Here is a 20418-nt window from a genome sequence, read left to right as displayed (position 1 = left end):
GGCGAGCGGACCGGAAAGGAGGTAGTGCGCCCGGGAAGCCGCCGGGGAGCGCCCTCAGGCGAGCGCCGCGTCCAGCCAGGAGGGCTCGAAGGTGCCGCCCGCGACGATCACGGCGGGGCCGGTCATCTCGACCGTGCCGTCCGGCGCCTCGCTGATCACCAGGCGCCCGCCGGGGACGTCCACGGTGTACGTGACGGGCAGGCCGGTCACGGCCGGGTCCAGGCCGTCCCTACGGGCGGTCGCGACCATCACCGCGCACGCGCCCGTGCCGCAGGAGCGGGTCTCGCCGGAGCCGCGCTCGTGGACGCGCATGGCCACGTGCTGCGGTCCGCGGTCGACGACGAACTCGACGTTGGCGCCGTCGGGGTACGCGCCCGCGGGGGCGACGGCGGGGGCGGTGTACAGGTTCCCCGCGTCGGCGAGGTCGCCGACGAAGGTGACGGCGTGCGGGTTGCCCATGTTCACGTTGCGCGCGGGGCGGCTGCGGCCGTCCACGGTGACGGTCACCTCGCCCTCCGGGAGCACGGCCCGCCCCATGCCGACGGTGACGTCGCCGGCCGCCTCCTCGGGGCCGCCCTTGGCGATGTGGGCGTGCCGCAGGCCCGCACGGGTCGCGACGGTGAGGTCGCCCGCCTCGACGAGGCCCGCGTGGTGGAGGTAGCGGGCGAAGACCCGGACGCCGTTGCCGCACATCTCGGCGATGCTGCCGTCGCTGTTGCGGTAGTCCATGAACCACTCGGCCTCGCCGGCCATCGCACGCGCCTCGGGATGGGCCGCGGACCGTACGACGCGCAGCACTCCGTCGGCGCCGATGCCCGCGCGGCGGTCGCACAGCCGGGCGACGGCGGCGGGGGACAGCTCGATGCGGCCGTCGTGGTCCGGGATGATCACGAAGTCGTTCTCGGTGCCGTGACCCTTGAGGAAGGCGATCTGTGCGGTGCTCACGGTTCGATGGTACGGGGCCGCCCGGCGGTCTCCCCGGTGAGGCCCCGGGCCCGCCCGCGGCCTCGGGCCGGGCTCAGCGCAGCCGCGCCACGCGCCAGACGGCGAGGACGACGACCAGGGCGACGAGGGCGGCGTACGAGGCGACGTAGCGCCAGTCCGGGCGGCGCCCGGAGCCGGGGGCCGGCATGCCGGGCCAGGTGTAGCCGACCCGGCGGGCGGCCATCACCCCCCAGCCCGCGGCGCAGCAGCTGATGAGCAGGCCGAGCATGGCGACGACCGGCCCGCCGTCGCCGAACTCGAAGGCGAGGGGGAAGGCGAACATGAGCGAGCCGACGGCAGCGAGCACGACGATCGGGGCCAGCTGCCAGATGCGCAGCCTGCGCTGCGGGCGCAGCTCGCGGAACGACGCGGGCGCGGCGGTGCCGGCCTCGGCGGTTCCCTCGGTGTCCTCGGGGCCGTCCGGAGTCAGCGCCTCCGGCTCTTCCCCGGCCACCGCCGGGAGCTGCCCCCTCCGCGGCGGCTGTTGCGGTCTGTCACGAGGGCCGGCCTCCATCGCCACGCGCCCTCCCAACCCGGACTTCACGGCTCGATCGAAGCTCGATGATGGCACGCCCGCGCAGACCGGAATGGCGCGCGTAGCGTCCCGATGCCATCACGTGATCAGGCTGTGACCGCCCGTTCGAGCAACGCCAGCGCGAGTCCGGGAAGTTCCGCCCTGCGGTCGGCCGCTCCGCTCAGCCAGTGCACGCGGGTGTCCTTGCGGAACCACGAGTCCTGGCGCCGGGCGAACCGCTTGGTGGCCCGCACGGTCTCGGCGCGCGCCTCGTCCTCGGTGCACTCCCCCGCCAGGAAGGCGAGCACCTGCTGGTAGCCGAGGGCGCGCGAGGCGGTACGGCCCTCGCGCAGCCCCTGGCGCTCCAGGGCGCGCACCTCGTCCACGAGCCCCGCCTCCCACATGCGGTCCACGCGCACGGTGATCCGCTCGTCCAGCTCGGGGCGCTCGACGTCGACGCCGATCTGCAGGGCGTCGTAGACGGGCTCCTCGCCCGGCAGGTTCGCGGTGAAGGGGCGGCCGGTGAGCTCGATGACCTCCAGGGCGCGCACGATGCGGCGGCCGTTGCCGGGCAGGATGGCGCGGGCGGCAGCCGGGTCGGCCGCGGCGAGGCGGGCGTGCAGGGCGCCCGGGCCCTGCTCGGCGAGCTCCTCCTCCAGGCGGGCGCGGACGGCCGGGTCGGTGCCGGGGAAGTCCAGGGCGTCGATGGTGCCCTTGATGTAGAGCCCGGAGCCGCCGACGAGCACGGGGGTGCGGCCCTCGGCGAGGAGCCGGTCGATCTCCGCGCGGGCCAGCCGCTGGTACTCGGCGACGCTCGCGGCCTCGGTCACGTCCCAGATGTCGAGGAGGCGGTGCGGCACGCCCTGCCGCTCCTCCAGGGTCAGCTTGGCCGTGCCGATGTCCATGCCCCGGTACAGCTGCATGGAGTCGGCGTTGACGACCTCGCCGCCCAGGTGCCGGGCGAGGGCGACGCCGAGATCGGACTTGCCGGCCGCCGTGGGGCCCACGACGGCGATGACCCGCGGGGCGGGAACTGCGTTTTTCACCTGGTTTTTCACCGGATCAGTCTCGCAAACCCCACCCGCGCCCCACGAACGAGCGACGTGACGCCGCGCTGCCGGGTTCGTTGCCTGTTGCGAGGTTCCGAGAGCCGGTTCACGGCCGGTGCCCGGATGCGGTGCAACGGCACACCCCGGGCGGCACGGGACTTCGCACACACCAGTAAGGTAATGGAGTAGATATGGGCGTGTTTTCAAGGTTTCGCCGCAAGGCGTCCGAGGCGTCAACCGAAGAGGCTGCAGCGACCACTCTGACGGCGGAATCGGCGGACGCCGCCGAGACGGGGGCCGAGGCGGCCGAGGCGGAGGAGTCCGGCGAGGCCGAGGCCGAGGCTCAGGCTGCCGAGGGGGTCGAGATCCCCAAGCAGCAGTCGGCGGAGAAGGCCGTCGACAGCGAGGCCGGTGAGGGCGCCCGTAAGTAGCTCTTGAACCAGAAAGACGAGGGAAGGCGCCATGGGCCTGTTGGACACACTCAAGGCCAAGCTCGCCCCTGCGAAGGACAAGATCGGCGATCTCGCGCAGCAGCACGGGGACAAGATCGAGCAGGGGCTGGAGAAGGCCGCCAAGGTGGTCGACGAGAAGACCAAGGGCAAGTACAGCAGCCAGATCCACACGGGCACCGGCAAGGCCAAGGACGCCATCGACCGGCTCGCCGAGAAGGAAGGCGGCAAGGGCGGCGGCACCACGGCCCCCTGAGCGGCTGCCGGGAGGACCCGGCGCTGCCCCCTCGTCGGCGACGGGGCGCGGAGCACCTGCTCCGCGCCCCGTCGCTGCGTTTCCGGGTGCGTGAAGACCACCGGGGCCGCGACCGCCCGAGCCGCGGCCACCGAGACGCCCCGGCGGGCCCCGCGGAGGGTCTGTACGGCGCTCTCGCGGCCGTTCGCCCGCACGAGGTCCCCGGGGAGCCCGAACGGCTGCGAGGCCATCAGGGGCTGCCGGAGGGGGCTCGGCGAGTGTCGGTCGCGATCAGGCGGCTACGACCAGGCGGCCACGAAGTACCCCACCCCGTAGGGCGCCTCGTCGTACAGCAGCTGCCCCTTGAGTTCGGCGCCCTCGCCGGCCCCCGCGAGGACCTGCCACGGGGCGCGTCCCTCGGCCTTGAGTTCCCGGGCGAGTCCGCCGTCGAGCGCGGCGAGTGCCGCGGTGTCCGCCTCGCCCAGGGCGCGCGCCGCCTCCGCGTCGAAGTCCGCCGCCCTCTCGTCGAGATAACCCGGGGCCTTGAGCGTCCGGCAGGCGCTGCCGTCGCCCATCACCAGCAGGGCGGTCCGTCCGTCCCCGTCGGCCAGCTGACGGCCTGTGGCCAGGCACCGCCCGGCCTCCAGCGTCTCTTCGACGCCCAAGCCCTCGACGGGCGCGTCGGCCCAGCGCGTGCGCTCCAACAGCCAGGCGGCCACCGCCAGGGACTGCGGCAGCGGCCGCTCCCCCGCCTGCGGGCCCTGGCCCAGGTGCACGTCGACGTCCACGCCGAGTCCGCGGAACGATCCCTTGGCCCCCTGCGGGTGCGGCCCGCGGCCCGGCTCCGGGGCGGGGCCGAGGACGACGAGCCGGTCGGGCCGCGCGGCGGCCAGCACGCCCAGCGCGTCGAGGCAGGCGGCCCGCAGGCCGTCCAGCTCGGGTGCGGCCCCGGCGGCGACCTCCGGGACGAGCAGCGGCGGACAGGGGCATACGGCAGCGGCGACGAGCATGGCGGGAACGATACGCCCGCCGGGCGCTGCGCGCAGTCGCGGCCCGGGGGCGCTCCCGGGCCGCGGACGGTGCGTCAGTCGCAGCCGCCGCAGCCCGCGGCGGCGGGGGCGGGGCTCGGCGCGGGGGCGCCGATGGCCGGGATGCCCAGCATCACGCCGGCCGGCTTGGCGGCGGCAGCGGCGGTGCGCTTCTCCCACGCATCGCCCGCGCGCGTGCGGCGCACGGCCTTGGCGGGGCCCTCGGCGAGCAGGTGGTGCGGGGCGGCGTAGGTGATCTCGACGGTCACCACGTCGCCCGGGCGGACCGGCTCGTCGGGCTTGGTGAAGTGCACGAGGCGGTTGTCGGGCGCGCGGCCGGAGAGGCGGTGCGTGGCGTCGTCCTTGCGGCCCTCGCCCTCGGCGACCATGACCTCCAGGGTGCGGCCGACCTGCTTCTTGTTCTCGTCCCAGGAGATCTCCTCCTGGAGGGCGACGAGACGCTCGTAGCGCGCCTGCACGACCTCCTTGGGGATCTGGCCCTCCATGGTGGCCGCGGGGGTGCCGGGGCGCTTGGAGTACTGGAACGTGAAGGCGTTCGCGAAGCGCGCCTCGCGCACCACGTGCATGGTCTGCTCGAAGTCCTCCTCGGTCTCGCCGGGGAAGCCCACGATGATGTCGGTGGAGATGGCGGCGTCCGGCATGGCGGCGCGCACCTTCTCGATGATGCCCAGGAAGCGCTCCTGGCGGTACGAGCGGCGCATCGCCTTCAGGACGGTGTCCGAGCCGGACTGCAGCGGCATGTGCAGCTGGTGCATCACGTTCGGCGTCTCGGCCATGGCGGCGATCACGTCGTCGGTGAAGTCGCGCGGGTGCGGGGAGGTGAAGCGGACCCGCTCCAGGCCCTCGATCCTGCCGCAGGCGCGCAGCAGCTTGGAGAACGCCTCGCGGTCGCCGATGTCGGAGCCGTAGGCGTTGACGTTCTGGCCGAGGAGGGTGATCTCGCTGACGCCCTCGGCGACGAGCGCCTCGATCTCGGCGAGGATGTCGCCCGTGCGGCGGTCCTTCTCCTTGCCGCGCAGCGCCGGGACGATGCAGAACGTGCAGGTGTTGTTGCACCCGACGGAGATGGACACCCAGGCCGCGTAGGCGCTCTCGCGGCGCGTCGGCAGCGTCGAGGGGAACGCCTCCAGGGACTCGGCGATCTCGACCTGCGCCTCTTCCTGGATGCGGGCGCGCTCGAGCAGCACGGGCAGCTTGCCGATGTTGTGCGTGCCGAAGACGACGTCGACCCAGGGGGCCCGCTTCACGATCGTGTCGCGGTCCTTCTGGGCGAGGCAGCCGCCGACGGCGATCTGCATCCCGGGACGCTTCGTCTTCATGGGGGCCAGCCGGCCGAGGTTGCCGTAGAGCTTGTTGTCGGCGTTCTCCCGCACCGCGCAGGTGTTGAAGACGACGACGTCGGCGTCGCCCTCCGCGGTGCCCTCGGGCGCACGGACATAGCCCGCGTCCTCCAGCAGGCCCGACAGCCGCTCGGAGTCATGGACGTTCATCTGGCACCCGTAGGTGCGCACCTCGTATGTCTTCGCACTCATCTCAATCGACCAGGGTACGTGGTCGCCCGGACAGCCCGCCTCTCCCTTTCCCCGCCTCCGCCCCCGTTCCGCCGTAACCCCTGCCGAAGCCCGGCCGGGCCTGGCAGGATCCGCCCATGCTTCCCCGTTCCCCGCGCCCTGGAAGGCGCCGCGTCCTCCGTGCGGCCGCCGCGGGCACCGCCGTGCTCGCCATGCTGGTGTGGTGGCTGGTGTCACTGCACGGGGACACGTCCCCGGCCGGCCGGATGTCGTTCGCCACCGGGGTGCCGACGGGCGTGTACGCCAAGTACGGGGACCTCCTCAAGGAGGACCTGGGGCGCGACATGCCGTCCCTGGACGTGCGCCTGCGGCGCAGCCAGGGGTCGATCGACAACCTGCGGCAGCTCACCTCCGGCGAGGCGGACTTCACCCTGGCCACCGCGGACTCGGTCGCCACCTACCGCGACGAGGGGAAGCCGGGCGCGGCGGGGCTGCGCGCCTGTGCCCGGCTGTACGACGACTACATCCAGCTGGTGGTGGAGAAGTCCTCCCGGGTGCAGTCCGCACGGGACCTGCGGGGCCTGCGGGTGGGCGTGGGGACGGACGACTCCGGGGTGCAGCTGATCACGCGGCGGCTGCTGAAGGCGGCGGGGCTCGACTTCGACAAGGACATCACTCCGGTGCGGGTCGGCATCGACAGGATGCCGGGGCTGCTGGAGCGGGGGGAGCTGGACGCGTTCTTCTGGTCCGGCGGGCTGCCCACGAACGCCGTCCAGACGCTCGGCCTGCGGCTGTCCATCCGCCTGGTGCAGCTGAGCGACCTGATCGCGCCGCTGCACGCGCAGGGGCCGCAGACGCACTACTACCGGGCCGCGGTCATGCCCGTGGACGCCTATCCGGAGCTGCAGGCGACGCAGGCGGTGAAGACGCTGGCGGTCGCGAACCTCCTCGTCACCATGGACCACGCGGATCCGGAGCTGGCGGAGAGCGTCACCCGCTCCGTGATGAACAGCAGGGACCGCATAGGGCAGAAGGTGCACGCGGCGCAGAAGGTGGATCTCCGTACGGCGATCTTCACCGACCCCCTGCAGCTGCACGCGGGGGCACGACGCTACTACCTGTCGGTCAAGCCCTGAGGGGCGTCAGGTCACTGCCTGTCGGTCGCGCCCTGAGGGGTTCCGTTCACGCCCGCTCCCTGCCGCGGCACCTTGATCACCGCCCGCAGTCCGTGCGGCTCGTTGGGGGCGTACGTGAGCGTGGCGCCGCCCGCCGCGAGGAGGGCCCGGGAGATGGACAGCCCCAGGCCCGAGCCGGAGACGTTCTGGTGGCGGCTGCTGCGCCAGAAGCGGTCGCCGATGCGGGTGAGCTCCTCGTCCGTGAGGCCGGGGCCGCCGTCGGCGACCGTGATGCCGACGCAGTCGCCCTCGACCTCGACGCTGACGTGGACGGGGGAGCCCCCGGGCGTGAACTTGAGCGCGTTGTCCACCACCGCGTCGAGGGCGCTGGAGAGGGCCACCGGATCGGCCCAGCCCGTCACCGCGGCCGGACCGCTGTAGGTGAGCGTCACCTGCTCGCGGTCGGCGACCGGTGACCAGGCCCCCACCCGGTCGGTGACGATCTCCGCTATGTCGGTCAGCTGGAGGTCGGCGGCGGCGTGCTCGGCGAGGGCGAGGCCCAGGAGGTCGTCGAGCACGCGCGCGAGGCGCTTGCCCTCGGCCCGCACGGAGGCGACCTCCGTGTGGCCGGAGGGGAGGGCCAGGGCGAGGAGGTCGATGCGCAGCAGGAGGGCGGCGAGCGGGTTGCGCAGCTGGTGCGAGGCGTCGGCGACGAAGGCGCGCTGCTGGTCCAGGACGGTCTCGACGTTGTCGGCCATCTCGTTGAAGGAGCGCGCCAGGCGGCGCAGCTCGGGCGGCCCGCTGTCGGCCGCGACGCGGGAGTTCAGCCGCCCCGTGGCGATGCCGTGCGTCGCGGCGTCCAGGGTCCGTACGGGCCGCAGCACCCACCCCGTGAGGCGGAACGCGGCGGCGACGGCGACGAGCATCGCGGCGGTCTCGCCCGCCACGAGCAGCATCCAGGAGTGCAGGATCCGGGAGCGCAGCTGCCCCGTGGGGGAATCGGTGACGACGACCGCGACGACGTCGCCGTCGCGGATGACCGGGGAGGCGACGGCGAGCCGGCTGTGCTGCAGCGGCCAGACCTGCCCGGGGTCGTGGCTGCGGCGCCCCGCCAGGGCCTCCTTGAAGGCTCGCCGGCCCTCACCGGTGGACGGCACCTCCCAGCGCCTGGGGGCGACCGCCATGGCCGCTCCGTCGCGGTAGAAGATGCCGACCCTGATGTCGTACAGCTCCTCGTAGCGGAGGAGTTCGGAGCGCAGGGTGTTGAACCGTTCGTCCGTCTCGGCCGCCTGGTCCGACGGCCGGGTCGTGACGAACTGGGCGAGGGCCGCGAAGCGGGCGGTGTCGTCGATGCGGTCGACGACCACGCGCTGCTGCTCGGCCGCGGCGATGCTGGCTGCGAGGGGGAACCCGAGGGCGAGCAGCACGCCCGCGAGCAGGACGATGAGGAGCGGAAGGAGTCGTGTGCGCACAGGCTCGGCCGGCCCTCACCGGGCCGGGACGACGATTTTGTAGCCGACCCCGCGGACCGTCTCGATCAGGGCGGGCATGCGCAGTTTGGCGCGCAGGGAGGCGATGTGCACCTCCAGGGTGCGGCCGGTCCCCTCCCAACTGGTCTGCCACACCTCGCTGATGATCTGTTCGCGGCGGAAGACGACGCCGGGCCGCTGGGCGAGCAGGGCCAGCAGGTCGAACTCCTTACGGGTGAGCGGGACGGCCGTACCGGCCACGGAGACCTCGCGGTTGGGGAGTTCGATGGTGAGGCTGCCCAGCCGCAGCGAACGCGGCGCGGAGGGCTCCTGCGTCTCCTCCGGGCCCTTGCCGGCGGGCGGCTTGCGGCGGGCGACCGCATGGATGCGGGCCAGGAGCTCGCCGGTGTCGTAGGGCTTGACCACGTAGTCGTCGGCGCCGAGGTTGAGACCGTGGATCTTGGAGCGGGTGTCGGCGCGGGCGGTGACCATGATGACGGGTATGCCGGTGCGTTTGCGGATCTTGCCGCAGACCTCGAAGCCGTCCTGGTCGGGCAGGCCGAGGTCGAGCAGGACGACGGCGAAGGGCACGCCCGTGTCGGGCAGCAGGGCGCGGAGCGCCTCCTCGCCGCTCCGGGCGTGGGTGACGTCGAAGCCGTGCCGGGACAGCACCGCCGCCAGGGCCGCGGCGACGTGGTCGTCGTCCTCCACCAGCAGCAGTCTCATCCGGCCCCCTCCCTGTGACCGCAGCGTGGGCACCCCCGCATCCACGCTGATGGACACCCGGTCCGTCAAGGGGGTTCCGGGAGCGAAGGAGCTTCCGTTATCCAGCCGGTACGCCCGCGCGACCGGCGTGCACGCCGCGCGCCCCCTTCACGCAGAGTGTCCCTTTGCGGCCGGATCGTTATGCTCAATTTCAGCTCAGATGTAATGACGCTGGTCGATGCCGCTCATTAGGGTCCTCCCAATCGAGGAGGATGGAGCGAGGAACGCCGATGAGCGAAGTATCGGTGACCGACGAGGCCACTGCCGCCGCAGACCCACTGGTCGTCCTGAAAAGCGTCAACAAGCACTTCGGCGCCCTGCATGTCCTCCAGGACATCGATCTGACCATCGCACGCGGCGAGGTCGTCGTCGTGATCGGCCCGTCGGGTTCGGGCAAGTCGACGCTGTGCCGGACCATCAACCGTCTGGAAACCACGGATTCCGGATCGATCACCATCGACGGCAGACCACTGCCCCAGGAGGGCAAGGAGCTGGCCAGACTGCGTGCCGACGTCGGCATGGTCTTCCAGTCCTTCAACCTCTTCGCGCACAAGACCGTGCTCGAGAACGTGACGCTCGGTCAGATCAAGGTCCGCAGGACAGACCGCCGCAAGGCCGAGGAGAAGGCACGTGCTCTCCTCGACAGGGTCGGCGTCGGAGCCCAGGCCGACAAGTACCCCGCCCAGCTCTCGGGCGGTCAGCAGCAGCGGGTGGCCATCGCCCGTGCCCTGGCCATGGATCCGAAGGTGATGTTGTTCGACGAGCCGACGTCCGCGCTCGACCCGGAGATGATCAACGAGGTGCTGGAGGTCATGCAGCAGCTCGCCCGGGACGGCATGACGATGGTCGTCGTCACCCACGAGATGGGCTTCGCCCGCTCCGCCGCCAACCGCGTGGTCTTCATGGCCGACGGCCGCATCGTCGAGGAGGCGCGGCCGGACCAGTTCTTCAGCAACCCGCGCAGTGACCGTGCCAAGGACTTCCTCTCGAAGATCCTGCACCACTGACCGCACCGGCGCCCCGCCGCCGGACCGGCCCGTTCGGCCCTCCCGTCACGGCTGCCCGAACCGCTCCGCTCCACCTGCAGACGCAAAGGATGTTCACCATGAAGCTCCGCAAGACCGTCGCAGCCGCCGCCGTGGCACTCGCCCTCACCGCGACCGCCACCGCCTGCGGCAAGTCGGGCAGCCCGGACGACGACAAGGCCGGCAAGCCCGGCGACGGCAAGTCCGCACCGGCCGTACCGACCTACAAGGTGAACACCTCGGCCGACGTCAAGGACTCGCCCGTCTTCGACCGGATCAAGGGCAAGACGATCACCATCGGCACCAAGGCCGACCAGCCCGGCCTGGGCTACGAGAACCCCACCTCCAAGAAGCGCACCGGCTTCGACGTGGAGATCGCCCGGATGATCGCGGCCGACCTCGGCTTCGACGAGGCCCACATCAAGTTCAAGACGGTGCCGTCCGAGGCCCGCGAGACGCAGATCGCCAGTGGCGGCGTCGACTTCTACGTCGGCACCTACACGATCAACGACGAGCGCAAGAAGCAGGTCGACTTCGCCGGCCCGTACTACGTCGCCGGGCAGGACCTGCTGGTGAAGTCCGACAGCAGCATCAAGGGCCCCGAGGACCTCAAGGGCAAGAAGGTCTGCTCGGTGACCGGCTCCACGCCGCTCAAGCGCATCAAGGAGCCCAAGTACGGCGTGGGCGAGGTCAAGGCCCAGCAGGGCTACCAGGTGTGCGTCCAGGAGCTCGTGTCCGGCACGGTCGACGCCGTGACCACCGACGACACGCTCCTCAAGGGCTACGCCGCGGAGAACAAGGGCGCTCTGAAGGTGGTCGGCAAGCCGTTCTCCACGGAGCCCTACGGCGTGGGCGTGAAGAAGGACGACAAGGCACTGCGCGCGGCCATCAACGACGCCATCGAGGCGCACGTGAAGAACGGCGACTGGAAGAAGGCCTACGACGCCACCATCGGCCTCTCCGGGGTCGCCGCGCCGAACCCGCCCGCGGTCGACCGCTACTGATCCGCACGTGATCCGCTACTGATCAGCCGGGAGCGCTGCCTTGAACGTTCTGTCGGACCACTTCGCGGAGTTCCGTGAAGGATTCCTCGGCACCGTGGAGCTCACGGGGCTCAGCGGCCTGCTGGCCCTGGTGCTGGGCATACTGATGGCGGCGTTCCGGGTCTCCCCGGTGCCCGCCCTGCGAATATTCGGCGCCACTTGGGTGACGCTGCTGCGCAACACCCCGCTGGTGCTGCTCTTCCTCGCCGTCACCCTGGGCCTGCCCGCCCTCGGGCTCAAGGGCTGGGACTCCTTCTGGCTCGCCGTGCTGACGCTCGGGTGCTACACCTCGGCGTTCATCTGCGAGGCCGTCCGGTCCGGCATCAACTCCGTACCGGTGGGCCAGGCGGAGGCCGCCCGCTCGATCGGGATGACCTTCAACCAGACGCTGAGCCAGGTCGTGCTGCCCCAGGCGACCCGCACCGCGGTGCCGCCCATCGGCAGCCTGATGATCGCCCTCACCAAGAACACGGCGATCGCCTCGGGCTTCAACGTCACCCAGCTGGGCTCGGTGCAGAAGTCGCTCAACGCCGACACCGGCTACAACATCTACGTGATCTTCCTCTGGATCGCGATCTGCTACATCATCATCACCCTGGCGATCAGCGGCCTGTTCCGGCTGCTGGAGAACCGGCTGGCGGTGGCCCGGTGAGCGCTAACGTCCTCTACGACGCACCCGGCCCCCGGGCGCGGGCCCGCAACCGCCTCTACGGGGCGCTGTCCACCGTCGCGATCCTCGGTCTGATCGCCTTCATCATCTACAGGCTGGACGACACCGGTCAGTTCCAGGCCGGCCTGTGGGACGACTACGAGTACAGCGACACCCACCAGCGGATCGTCGACGGCCTGCTGACGACGCTGAAGACGTTCGCGATCGCGGCGGTGCTCTCGCTCTCGCTCGGCGCCGTGCTGGCGGCCGCCCGGCTGTCCGACCACCGGCCGGTGCGCTGGGCCGCCACGGTGGTGGTGGAGTTCTTCCGCTCCATGCCGCTGATGATCATGATCTTCCTGCTGTTCGCGGGAGTCTTCACCAACGATCCGATGTGGGCGCTGGTCATCGGGCTCACGCTCTACAACGGCTCCGTGCAGGCCGAGATCTTCCGGTCCGGGATCAACGCGGTGCCCCGGGGCCAGAGCGAGGCCGCCTACGCGCTCGGACTGCGCAAGACGCAGGTGATGTCGAGCATCCTGATCCCGCAGGGCGTACGGACGATGCTGCCGTCGATCATCAGCCAGCTCGTGGTGACCCTGAAGGACACCTCGCTCGGGTTCATCATCCTCTACGAGGAGCTGCTCTTCGTGGGCAAGGCCTTCGCCGAGCAGACCAAGCCGGTGAACGGCGTCTACGCCTTCATCCCGATGGTGATCATCTTCGGTTCGATCTACATCCTGCTCTGCCTGGCGCTGTCTTCGGTGGCCACCTGGATCGAACGGCGCACGCAGCGCTCGCGCAAGGGCAGCCCGCCCGCGATGTCGACGGCCGGAGGCGCCGTCACGACCGGGTCCGCCGCGGGCGCGGACGGCGCCTCCGGCGCACACGACTCCCGCACGGGCTGATCCTCCGCAGGTGACGCCCCGTCGGCCGGACCGGTCGGCGGGGCGCGCCGCGTGCGGCGCGCCGCGGCGAGCGCCCTGATCACTTGACGCACGCACCCGCAGTGGGTTGCATACGTTCTGTGATCGAGCACCGCGTTCCCCCCGTCGGATCCCGAACGTCCCGTACGCCCCGTACGTACCGTGGAGCCCCGGGCAGGGATCTCGGCCACAGCGCGCACCGGGGAGCCGTGCCGTGGACCCGGTGATCGTCGTCGGGGCCGGCCCGGTCGGCCTCATGCTCGCCCTCTGCCTCGCCCGCCACGAGGTGCGCGTCGTCCTCCTCGACGAGGCCTCCGACGGCCCCGCGCCGGACGAGGAGCGCCTGTCCCGGACGGTCGTGCTCGGCCCGGACACCGCGGCCATGGTGGAGCGGCTGGGGTGCGCCACGGAGGACGGCACCCGCTGGACGGGCTGGCGCACCATGCGCCGCCGCGCGGTCGTCGGCCGGCTGGCGTTCACGCGCCCCGGGGAATCCGCGGAAGCCGATGCGGCCGAGGGTTCGGTGGCAGCCGGCCCCTCGCCGCTGCACCTGCCGCAGCACGCGCTGACGCGGGAGCTGAAGGCCGCCCTCGTCTCGGAGGAGAAGGTACGGATCGTCCGCGGGGGCCGCCTGGAGAACCTGCGGCAGGACGCCTTCGGGATCTCCGCCCACCTCCGCGGCGACAAGAGCTCCGCCTGGCGGGGCAGTTACCTGGTCGGCTGCGACGGCGCCCGGTCGACCGTGCGCAAGCTGCTGGGCGCGCGCTTCCCCGGGCGCACCGCCGTCGAGCGGTACGCGGTCGCCGCGCTCCGGGCCGAGCTGCCGTGGCCCGGCGAGGCCGTGCTGCACCGGTCGCCCGCACGGGGCGGGGAGGTGACGGCCCGTCCCCTGCCGGACGGCGTGTGGCGGCTCGACTGGCCGCTGCCGCCCGGCGGTGAACTCGTCACGCCCGACGCACTCCTGGCCCGGGTGCGCGACTCGCTGGCCACCTGGTGCGAGGACGTCCCGTCGTACGAGCTCCTGGACACCGGCGTGCACCTCGTGCACCACCGCCTCACGCGCCGGATGCGCACCGGCCGCGCCTTCCTCGCCGGGGACGCCGCGCACCTGCTGGGCGCGCTCGGCACCCAGGGCCTCGACGAGGGGCTGCGCGACGCCGGGAACCTCGCCTGGAAGCTGGCCCTGGCCTGGCACCACGGCACCTCGGAGGCCCTGCTCGACAGCTACCAGGCCGAGCGGCGCGGGGCGATCGGGGACCGGCTGCGCGCCGCCGACCGGGCGCTGCCGGCGGTGCGCGGCGAGGGAGGGTGGAGCAGCGTGCGCCGCACGCTGGTGCCGGGCGCCCTGCGCGGGCACGACGAGCTGCTCACCGATGGCCACCTCGGGCGCGGGCAGCTCGGCACGCCCCCCTCGTACGCCCGTACGCCCCTGGCACCGGCCGCACCGCCCGCCGGCTCCGTCACCGTGGACACCCCGCTGGGGGCCCAGGCGGAGAACGTCCGGGTGACGGCACCGGACGGCACCCTCGTGCCACTGCGGGACCGGCTCGGCGGCGACCTCCTGGTGATCCTTACGGCGCCGGGCAGCGGGGTGTGGGAGCGGCGGCACTGGGCGGACGCCGGGCTCATGCCGCAGCTGGCGGCCGCCGTCAGCGCCCTGCCCATGCGCGCCGAGCTGCTGGTCACCGACGAGTACCCGGGCGCTCCGGCCCACACGGTGCTGGTGGTGCGCCCGGACGGGCACCTGGTCGCGGCGCTCGCCGGGGTGCGGCCTGCGGAGCTGTACGCGTGCGCGGACGCCGTACGGGGCGGTACGGCCGGCGGCGCAGAGCCTGCGGGCAGGGGCCGGAAGGGCTCCGACGGGGCCGCGGCGGCGGGTGCGGGGCCGAGCGCCGCGGGCACGGCCTCCGGGGACGGCGCGGGCGCGGGGAGCGCGCAGCCGCCGTCGGAAGCCCCCAGCGAAGCCACAGCCAACCGTTGACCTGCACCGAACGCCATGGTTGACTACGGACCGTGACTGACACCGGCGCGCACTTCTGGCGGAGGGTCCATCTGGACCTGGTCCGCTACGCGGGCTGCGTCTGTCGTCCGTCCTGCTGATCCGCATTCCCTCCGCGCGGCCTGCGTGTGCGCTCTGTGCGCCGGCCGCCGCGCGCTCCTTCGCGATCACTCAGGACGGTTCCCGTGTTCCTTCCCCTGCCCACGCCCGTGCCCGGCTCCTCCACGGTCTCCCCCGGCTCCCCCGGCGCGCCCTCCGAGGCCGACCTGCTCGCCTTCGCCCGGCGCGCGGCCGCCGACGCACAACTGGTCTCCTCCCTCCCGTTGGATCCCCGGGGCCGCACCTGGATGCGGCTGAACGGCCCGGGTGACAGCGAGGCCTGGCTGATCGGCTGGCCGCCCGGCACCGGCACCGGCTGGCACGACCACGGCGGTTCGCACGGCGCGTTCGCCACCGCCGGCGGCGTGCTGACCGAGCACTCGCTCGCGGCCCGGATGCCCACCGACGGCTGGAGGAGTCTGGAGCTGGCCGACGGCATCGACCGCGAGCGACGGCTCTCCGAAGGAGAGGGCCGGGCCTTCGGAGCCCATCACGTGCACCAGGTGTTCAACGCTTCGGCGGAGCAGCACGCGGTGTCCGTGCACGCGTACTATCCGCCGCTGCCGCTGATGAGGCGGTACAGCCGCAGCGGGCAGGTGCTGCGGCTGGAGCAGGTCGAGTGGCCGGAGGAGTGGGCGTGAGGGTCGAGGAGCTCCTGGCGGCCGCCCGGGAGGGCCTGGACCGGCTCGGCCCCGCCGAGACCGCGGCCGCCCAGGCCGGGGGCGGGCTGCTGGTGGACATCCGGTACGCGGCGCTGCGGGAGCGCGACGGGCTCGTCCCCGGCGCTCTGGTGGTGGAGCGCAACGAGCTGGAATGGCGGCTCGACCCGCAGTGCGAGCACCGCGCCGCCGAGGCGACCGGGCACGATCTGAGGGTGGTCGTGATCTGCAACGAGGGCTACGCCTCCAGCCTGGCCGCAGCCTCCCTGCGCCTGCTGGGCCTGCACCGCGCCACGGACCTGGCGGGCGGTTTCCAGGCCTGGCGCGCGGCGGGCCTGCCGGTGGACACCGGGGACGGGACGGTCACCGGGACGTGACCGGTGGCCGGGAGGTGACCGGTGGCCGCAAGGTGACGGTCGCCGCGGCGGCGTGACGGCGCCCGGCGGGCGGCGCCGCCGCGGGGCCTATACGTCCGGCAGGCAGTGGTCCAGCAGCTCCGGGTCCTCGCCCTCCTCCTCCAGCGCGCGGCGCACCACGCGCAGGGCGAGGCCCTCGGAATAGCCCTTGCGGGCGAGCATCCCGGCGAGGCGGCGCAGTCGCTTCTCGCGGTCCAGCCCACGGGTGGCGCGGAGCTTGCGCTCGACCAGCTCGCGAGCGGTCCGCTCCTCCTGCTCGGCGTCGAGCTGCCCCACGGCCTCGTCGATCACGGCCGAGTCCACGCCCTTGGTGCGCAGCTCGCGCGCCAGGGCCCGGCGGGCCAGGCCCCGGCCGTGGTGCCGGGACTCGACCCAGGCCCCGGCGAACGCGGAGTCGTCGATCAGGCCCACGCCCTCGAAGCGGGAGAGGACCTCCTCGGCTACCTCGTCCGGGATTCCCCGCTTGGCCAGGGCGTCCGCGAGCTGCTTGCGGGTGCGCGGGGTCCCGGTGAGCAGGCGCAGGCAGATCGCCCGCGCCTGCTCCTCGGGCCGCGGCGGTGCCCCGTCGTCCCCGGCCCTCGACGGGGAGGGGGCGCCACCGCCCGTACGGTCGTCCATGTCCGGTCCCGGAGGGTCTTCCCCGGCGCCCGGCCGGGGGTACTCCCATCGCCGTGTCATGGATCAGCTCTTGGCAGCCGTGGCCTTGGCCGCCTTCGCCGTGGACTTCGCCGGGGCGGGCACGGACTTGGCCGGCTCGGCGGCCTCGGTGCCCGCGGCCTCCGCGCCGGGCTCGCCCTCCTTGTCCCCGGGCTTGACGCCCACGCCCAGCTTCTCCTTGATCTTCTTCTCGATCTCGTCGGCGAGGTCGGGGTTGTCCTTGAGGAAGTTGCGGGCGTTCTCCTTGCCCTGGCCGAGCTGGTCGCCCTCGTACGTGTACCAGGCGCCGGCCTTGCGGATGAAGCCGTGCTCCACACCCATGTCGATCAGGCCGCCCTCGCGGCTGATGCCCTGGCCGTAGAGGATGTCGAACTCGGCCTGCTTGAAGGGCGGCGCGACCTTGTTCTTGACGACCTTGCAGCGGGTGCGGTTGCCGACGGCCTCCGTGCCGTCCTTCAGGGTCTCGATGCGGCGGATGTCGATGCGCACCGAGGCGTAGAACTTCAGCGCCCGGCCACCGGTCGTGGTCTCGGGGGAGCCGAACATCACGCCGATCTTCTCGCGGAGCTGGTTGATGAAGATCGCGGTGGTCTTGGACTGGTTGAGCGCGCTGGTGATCTTCCGGAGCGCCTGGCTCATCAGACGGGCCTGGAGACCCACGTGCGAGTCGCCCATCTCGCCCTCGATCTCCGCGCGCGGCACCAGGGCCGCGACGGAGTCGATGACGATCAGGTCGAGCGCGCCGGAGCGGACCAGCATGTCGACGATCTCGAGGGCCTGCTCGCCGTTGTCCGGCTGGGACAGGATGAGGTTGTCGATGTCGACGCCGAGCTTCTTGGCGTACTCGGGGTCCAGCGCGTGCTCGGCGTCCACGAAGGCCACCGTGCCGCCGGCCCGCTGCGCATTGGCCACGGCGTGCAGGGTCAGGGTCGTCTTACCGGAGGACTCCGGTCCGTAGATCTCCACCACACGGCCGCGCGGGAGCCCGCCGACGCCGAGGGCGACGTCGAGAGCGGTCGACCCGGTGGAGATGACCTCGATGGGCTCGTTCGGCCGCTCTCCGAGGCGCATCACGGCGCCCTTGCCGAATTGCCGTTCAATCTGTGCGAGCGCGGCGTCCAGCGCCTTCTCGCGGTCGGTGCCTGCCATGGGTTCCACCCGGTTTGCTTGAGTCGATCGCTTCACGTCCACGACGCTAACGCCTGCCACTGACAATGCGCCCGGGCGCCGCTCCCGCCTGTGGATAACCCGGCCCGCGAGGGAGCCCGGGACACGGTCCCGCACACGGCTCCACAGCGCCGGGGAACCCATAAGAATGGATGTTCGATTTTGCTGTCAAGCGCGCCGCTCCGGAGCCGGCACCGTCCCCGTGACCTCGTACCGCCTCACGTACGCGCCGAGGAAGGCCTGCAGCGTCGCCGTCGCCGGGATGGCCACCAGCGCCCCCACGGCCCCGAGCAGCGCGGCACCCGCCACCACCGACCCGAAGGCGACGGCGGGGTGGATGTCGACGGTCCGCGAGGTGATGCGCGGCTGCAGCACGTAGTTCTCGAACTGCTGGTAGACCACGACGAAGCCGAGCACCCAGACCGCGTACCAGGGGTTCACCGTGAAGGCGAGCAGCACGGGCAGGGCGCCCGCCAGGTAGGTGCCGATGGTCGGGATGAACTGGGAGACGAAGCCCACCCAGATCGCGAGGGCCGGGGCGTAGGGCACGCCGAGGATCACCAGCAGCACGTAGTGGGCGATGCCGGAGATCAGCGCCATCAGGCCGCGCGAGTAGATGTAGCCGCCGGTCTTGGCGACGGCGAGCTCCCAGGCGCGCAGCACCTCGGCCTGCCGGCGGGGCGGCAGCACGGAGCACAGGGCACGGCGCAGCCGGGGCCCGTCGGCCGCGAAGTAGAACGAGAACAGCAGCACGGTCAGCAGCTGGAACAGCCCGCCCAGGACGGTGGCCGAGATGTCCAGGACGCCGCTGGCGCTGCTCTTCACGTACCGCTGGAGCCATTCCGAGTGCAGCAGGCTCTCCTGGACCGCGACGCGGGACAGGCTCGTGCGGAACACCCGGTTGACCCACTTGATCACCGAGTCCAGGTAGGAGGGGAAGTTCTCCACCATGGTCACGATCTGGTCGGCGAGCATCGAGCCGAGCAGTGCGAAGAAGCCCGCGACGACGACGGTGACGGCGAGGAAGACCAGGCCCGTCGCGAGCCCGCGGCGCATGCCGCGGGCGGACAGCCGCGACACGGCCGGCTCGACGGCCAGGGCGAGGAAGAAGGCGATCAGGATGTTGAGCAGCAGGCCGATGAGCTGCTGGAAGGCCCAGACCGCCAGCATGAAGCAGGCGAGCAGGGCGAGCGCGGTCACCATCGCGCGGGGCAGCCAGCGCGGCATGGCGGTGCCGGTGCCGGACGGATCGGACGGAGGCGGTGGGGCGGGTTCCGGAGCGGGGTCGTCTGCCACGCCGCAAGTGTGGCCTATCGGATGAAACGGAACCCCGCGACAGCCGCCCGGTATGTCACCGTCTGTCTTCGGGGACCTCCATGGCCCTGCACACCGCGCGCCACACGTCCTTGGCGTTCCAGCCGGCGTCGAGGGCCTCGTGCACCGTCCTCCCGCCCAGCTCGGACATCACGTGGTCACGTGCGAAGGAGTCGGCGTACGCCGCGCCGAAATGATTCGCCATCCGCTGCCAGAAAACCGTCAACCGCATGCGCCCAGTATCCCGCCCCTGAGGGTGCTGCCCGGCACGAGCCGCTGACCGGGGGCCGTTTCCCGCCCTACGGTCGGTGCATGGCCCGATCCGGAACATCCCCCGCAGTCCGTGCCGAACAGTTCATCTGGCTGACCGCCCGCGTCCTGGAGCAGCGGAGATTCGCCTTTCACTTCCTGGACGGCGACCCCGGCGCCGTGGAAGCCGCCCTGACGGCCTACCTGGGCGAGGACGGCGGGTACGGCTTCGCCCTGGAGCCGGATCTGCGCGGCCCGGTGAGCCAGCCGCTGCACACCGTCCACGCGCTGCGCGTCCTCGACGAGATCGGCCGCTGCGGCGACCGCCGCATGGAGCGCGTCTGCCGCTACCTGACGTCCGTCTCCACCTCCGACGGCGCGCTGCCCGCGCTCCACCCCTCGCTGCGCGGCTATCCGGCGGCCCCGTGGACCCCGGTGGTGGAGGATCCGCCGAGCGACCTGCTGGCCACCGGCCCCGTGGTGGGACTGCTGCACCGCAACGAGGTCTGGCACGCGTGGCTGTTCCGGGCGACCGACTTCTGCTGGGCCGCGGTCGAGGCCCTCGGGAACGGGGCGAGAACTCACCCGTACGAGGTAGAGGCGGCCGTCGCCTTCCTGGACGGGGCACCCGACCGGGCACGTGCCCGTACCGCGGCCGAGCGCCTCGGCCGGGTCGTGCGGGAGCAGCGGCTGGCGGTCCTGGACCCCGCGCGCGTGGCCGACTACCCCGTCCCGGAGGGGTACGCACCGGGCGAGCACCACTACCCGCACGACTTCGCGCCCGCCCCGGACTCGCTGGCCCGCCCCTGGTTCACCGATGCCGAGCTGGACCGCTCGCTGGACTTCCTCGCCGCCTCGCAGCAGGAGGACGGCGGCTGGCCGATCCGCTGGCGGGAGTGGGCCCCCGGCACCCGCCTGGAGGGCCGGCCGATGGTCACCCTCGCCGCCCTGCTGACCCTGCGCGCGTACGCCCGCACCGTGTGACGGCCGCCCCCGCCGCTCCTCCCTCGCCGCCTCCGTTCCGCCCGACCGCCTGCGCTGACCTGCAGGTCCGGGGCATTGTCAGTGGTGCGGT

The 20418-nt window shown here is 72.5% G+C and carries 23 protein-coding genes; 12 read left to right on the top strand and 11 right to left on the bottom strand.

The window, feature by feature from the left end; translation table 11 throughout:
* Positions 1-54: 54 nt before the first annotated feature.
* From dapF to miaA, 3 genes are all read right to left on the bottom strand, one after another.
* Entirely contained in the window at positions 55-945 is an 891-nt protein-coding gene (gene dapF, locus AS857_RS33650) for a diaminopimelate epimerase (RefSeq protein WP_058047263.1), read from the bottom strand.
* A 73-nt stretch (positions 946-1018) separates the two neighbouring features.
* Positions 1019-1498 carry a hypothetical protein gene (locus AS857_RS33645; protein ID WP_058047262.1) on the bottom strand — a complete coding sequence of 160 codons (480 nt, stop codon included), beginning with the start codon at positions 1496-1498 and terminating at the stop codon, positions 1019-1021.
* A gap of 107 nt (positions 1499-1605) precedes the next feature.
* Positions 1606-2544, bottom strand: coding sequence for a tRNA (adenosine(37)-N6)-dimethylallyltransferase MiaA (gene miaA / locus AS857_RS33640; RefSeq protein ID WP_058047261.1), 939 nt, complete (start codon positions 2542-2544; stop codon positions 1606-1608).
* Between the two features lie 194 nt (positions 2545-2738).
* Here miaA and AS857_RS33635 point away from each other — a divergent pair, with 194 nt between their 5' ends.
* Positions 2739-2978: a hypothetical protein gene (locus AS857_RS33635; protein ID WP_058047260.1), complete on the top strand. Its 240-nt coding sequence runs from the start codon at positions 2739-2741 to the stop codon at positions 2976-2978.
* A 31-nt stretch (positions 2979-3009) separates the two neighbouring features.
* A complete protein-coding gene (locus tag AS857_RS33630) occupies positions 3010-3252 on the top strand; it encodes an antitoxin (RefSeq protein WP_058047259.1) in 243 nt (80 codons plus the stop codon).
* 278 nt (positions 3253-3530) lie between these two features.
* Here the strand turns inward: AS857_RS33630 and AS857_RS33625 are convergent, their stop codons facing one another.
* Complete coding sequence (locus AS857_RS33625) at positions 3531-4241, bottom strand: class III extradiol dioxygenase subunit B-like domain-containing protein (protein ID WP_058047258.1); 711 nt, start codon at positions 4239-4241, stop codon at positions 3531-3533.
* A 74-nt stretch (positions 4242-4315) separates the two neighbouring features.
* Positions 4316-5812, bottom strand: a complete 1497-nt coding sequence (gene miaB / locus AS857_RS33620) for a tRNA (N6-isopentenyl adenosine(37)-C2)-methylthiotransferase MiaB (RefSeq protein ID WP_058047257.1) — start codon at positions 5810-5812, stop codon at positions 4316-4318.
* Between the two features lie 116 nt (positions 5813-5928).
* Here miaB and AS857_RS33615 point away from each other — a divergent pair, with 116 nt between their 5' ends.
* Positions 5929-6927, top strand: a complete 999-nt coding sequence (locus AS857_RS33615; RefSeq protein ID WP_058047256.1) for a TAXI family TRAP transporter solute-binding subunit — start codon at positions 5929-5931, stop codon at positions 6925-6927.
* A gap of 11 nt (positions 6928-6938) precedes the next feature.
* Here AS857_RS33615 and AS857_RS33610 read toward each other — a convergent pair whose 3' ends face one another.
* Both AS857_RS33610 and AS857_RS33605 read right to left on the bottom strand, forming a co-directional pair.
* Positions 6939-8378, bottom strand: a complete 1440-nt coding sequence (locus tag AS857_RS33610; protein ID WP_058047255.1) for a sensor histidine kinase — start codon at positions 8376-8378, stop codon at positions 6939-6941.
* Positions 8379-8393: 15 nt separating this feature from the next.
* Complete coding sequence (locus tag AS857_RS33605; RefSeq protein WP_058047254.1) at positions 8394-9101, bottom strand: response regulator transcription factor; 708 nt, start codon at positions 9099-9101, stop codon at positions 8394-8396.
* Positions 9102-9370: 269 nt separating this feature from the next.
* Between AS857_RS33605 and AS857_RS33600 the strand changes: the two genes are divergently transcribed.
* The 8 genes from AS857_RS33600 to AS857_RS33570 all read left to right on the top strand — a co-directional run bounded on the left by AS857_RS33600 (position 9371) and on the right by AS857_RS33570 (position 15917).
* Positions 9371-10147: an amino acid ABC transporter ATP-binding protein gene (locus AS857_RS33600; RefSeq protein ID WP_058047253.1), complete on the top strand. Its 777-nt coding sequence runs from the start codon at positions 9371-9373 to the stop codon at positions 10145-10147.
* A gap of 98 nt (positions 10148-10245) precedes the next feature.
* Positions 10246-11169: a glutamate ABC transporter substrate-binding protein gene (locus AS857_RS33595; protein WP_058047252.1), complete on the top strand. Its 924-nt coding sequence runs from the start codon at positions 10246-10248 to the stop codon at positions 11167-11169.
* Between the two features lie 40 nt (positions 11170-11209).
* Positions 11210-11860, top strand: a complete 651-nt coding sequence (locus AS857_RS33590; protein ID WP_058047251.1) for an amino acid ABC transporter permease — start codon at positions 11210-11212, stop codon at positions 11858-11860.
* Complete coding sequence (locus AS857_RS33585) at positions 11857-12765, top strand: amino acid ABC transporter permease (RefSeq protein WP_058047250.1); 909 nt, start codon at positions 11857-11859, stop codon at positions 12763-12765. Before AS857_RS33590 ends, AS857_RS33585 begins: the two co-directional genes overlap by 4 nt.
* A 232-nt stretch (positions 12766-12997) precedes the next feature.
* Positions 12998-14764: an FAD-dependent monooxygenase gene (locus tag AS857_RS33580; RefSeq protein ID WP_063804429.1), complete on the top strand. Its 1767-nt coding sequence runs from the start codon at positions 12998-13000 to the stop codon at positions 14762-14764.
* Positions 14765-14796: 32 nt separating this feature from the next.
* Positions 14797-14883 carry a putative leader peptide gene (locus AS857_RS42475; RefSeq protein ID WP_356287137.1) on the top strand — a complete coding sequence of 29 codons (87 nt, stop codon included), beginning with the start codon at positions 14797-14799 and terminating at the stop codon, positions 14881-14883.
* Between the two features lie 84 nt (positions 14884-14967).
* Positions 14968-15522 (top strand): cupin domain-containing protein, encoded by a 555-nt coding sequence (locus tag AS857_RS33575; protein ID WP_420824000.1) that lies wholly within the window; start codon positions 14968-14970, stop codon positions 15520-15522.
* Positions 15519-15917, top strand: coding sequence for a rhodanese-like domain-containing protein (locus AS857_RS33570; RefSeq protein WP_173864868.1), 399 nt, complete (start codon positions 15519-15521; stop codon positions 15915-15917). The genes AS857_RS33575 and AS857_RS33570 overlap by 4 nt, the downstream gene beginning before the upstream one ends.
* A gap of 87 nt (positions 15918-16004) precedes the next feature.
* On the opposite strand, the gene recX is transcribed toward AS857_RS33570, so the two are convergent.
* From recX to AS857_RS33550, 4 genes are all read right to left on the bottom strand, one after another.
* A complete protein-coding gene (gene recX / locus AS857_RS33565) occupies positions 16005-16634 on the bottom strand; it encodes a recombination regulator RecX (RefSeq protein WP_058047248.1) in 630 nt (209 codons plus the stop codon).
* A gap of 3 nt (positions 16635-16637) precedes the next feature.
* Positions 16638-17762 carry a recombinase RecA gene (gene recA / locus AS857_RS33560; protein ID WP_058047247.1) on the bottom strand — a complete coding sequence of 375 codons (1125 nt, stop codon included), beginning with the start codon at positions 17760-17762 and terminating at the stop codon, positions 16638-16640.
* Between the two features lie 186 nt (positions 17763-17948).
* Positions 17949-19094, bottom strand: coding sequence for an AI-2E family transporter (locus tag AS857_RS33555; protein WP_245700768.1), 1146 nt, complete (start codon positions 19092-19094; stop codon positions 17949-17951).
* Positions 19095-19131: 37 nt separating this feature from the next.
* A complete protein-coding gene (locus tag AS857_RS33550) occupies positions 19132-19326 on the bottom strand; it encodes a DUF3046 domain-containing protein (protein WP_058047245.1) in 195 nt (64 codons plus the stop codon).
* Between the two features lie 80 nt (positions 19327-19406).
* Here AS857_RS33550 and AS857_RS33545 point away from each other — a divergent pair, with 80 nt between their 5' ends.
* Positions 19407-20327, top strand: coding sequence for a hypothetical protein (locus AS857_RS33545; RefSeq protein ID WP_058047244.1), 921 nt, complete (start codon positions 19407-19409; stop codon positions 20325-20327).
* Positions 20328-20418 lie beyond the last annotated feature (91 nt).

Source organism: Streptomyces roseifaciens (genome assembly GCF_001445655.1).
GTDB lineage: Bacteria > Actinomycetota > Actinomycetes > Streptomycetales > Streptomycetaceae > Streptomyces > Streptomyces aureoversilis.
Note: the sequence above shows the minus strand (reverse complement) of the source record. Positions and strands in the feature narration are given on the sequence as shown.